Consider the following 1,592-nt stretch of genomic DNA (forward strand, 5'->3'; position numbering starts at 1 on the left):
GCAGCGGCTCGCCCGGGCCCTGCCGCCAGGTGCCGTTGGCGATGCCGTCGTCCATGGCCGAGAGGTCCGGCAGGTCGAAGACGTCGCGCATCAGCAGGCGCCGCTCGGCGCTCAGCGTGCCCTCGATGTGGTCGTGCTCGGCAAAGGAGAAATGGATGGGGATCGGCTGGCCGCTCAGGCCGACCTCGAACTCCACCCCGTGGCTGGCACGCAGCAGCCGCAGCTGCTCGCGGTAGTAGCCGGCAAACAGGTCGGGGCGTGTGAGGGTGGTCTCGTAGCGCCCGGGCCCCTCGACGAAGCCATAGGCCAGATGGGTGGGCGCGCGCACCACAGTGGCGGTCTGCATGCGCACGTAGGGGTAGAAGGCGCGCACCGCGCCGTCGGGCGTCTCGCCGGCGACGAAGCGCTGCATAGCCTCGCGCAGGTGGTCGATCTGCCGCTGGTACAGCAGCTGGATCCGTGCCAGCGCCTCGTCCGGGTCGCTGTGCAGGCTGGGCTGGGGAAGGTCGGGTAAGTGCGCCATGGGGGTGATTGTCCACGCCCCGGCAGGTGGCGGGGCCTCACCCGCAGCGCGCCACCGGGCGCGCCTGCTGGCGCATCCACTCGAGCGCCTGGGCGGCGGGCATCGGGCGGGCGATGCCGTAGCCCTGCGCCAGGTCGCAGCCCAGCCCGCGCAGCAGCGCGAGCTGCTCCGGGTTTTCGACACCTTCTGCCACCGACTGCAGCTGCAGGCTGCGCGCCAGTTGCACCACGGCGGTGACGATGGCCACGTCGTCCGCATCCTGCGGCGTGTCGATGACGAATGACCGGTCCACCTTGATCTTGTCGAGCGGGTAGCGCTTGAGGTAGGCGAGCGAGGAATAGCCGGTACCGAAGTCGTCCACCGTGACGGATACGCCGAGCGCACGCAGCGCGGCCAGCGTCTCGCGCGTCTGGTCGGCGTGCTGCATCAGCGCGGTTTCGGTGATCTCGATCTCCAGGAAGCGCGGCGCCAGCCCGCACTCGCGCAGCGTGTGTTCGATGTCGGCCACGACATCGCGCTGGCGGAACTCGATGGCCGACAGGTTCACCGACACCTGCACTTGGGGCAGGCCCTCGTCGTGCCAGGCGCGCAGCTGGCGGCAGGCCTCGCGCAGCACCCAGCGGCCGATCGCCGTGATCAGGCCGCGCGACTCGGCCAGGGGAATGAAGTGGTCCGGGCCGACCAGACCCTGCTCGGGGTGCTGCCAGCGCACCAGCGCCTCGAAGCCGTGCAGCCGGCCGGTGTCCACGCGCACCTGGGGCTGGTAGTGCAGGACGAACTGTTGTTCGCGCACCGCGCGGCGCAGCAGGTGTTCCTGCTGCAGCACGGCGGGCGCATGGCCCTCCATCGTGGGCAGGTAGAGGCTGTAGCTGCCGCGCCCGGCTTCCTTGGCGTGCCGCACGGCGGTGGTCGCGCGGCGCAGCAGCTTGTCGGCGTTGTCGCCGTCGTCCGGGAACAGGCTGACGCCGACGCAGGCCGACAGCGCCACCTGGACCCCGCCCACCAAGTGCGGCTGGTGCAGGTGGGCCAGCACGCTGGCGGCGCTGGCGGCTGCCTGCTGCGCATCGGC

General features: G+C 71.4%; 1 protein-coding gene and 1 pseudogene. Both read right to left on the minus strand.

All coding sequences use genetic code 11. The features are described 5' to 3' along the window. Nucleotides 1-523 (minus strand): annotated as a pseudogene (locus A612_RS10650) (AMP nucleosidase); the annotation flags it as partial. 37 nt (nt 524-560) lie between these two features. Then, nucleotides 561-1,592: putative bifunctional diguanylate cyclase/phosphodiesterase (locus A612_RS10655; RefSeq protein WP_019374473.1), on the minus strand; the 1,032-nt coding region annotated here is incomplete at its 5' end.

Source organism: Melaminivora alkalimesophila, assembly GCF_000282995.1.
Classification (GTDB): Bacteria; Pseudomonadota; Gammaproteobacteria; order Burkholderiales; family Burkholderiaceae_C; genus Melaminivora; species Melaminivora alkalimesophila.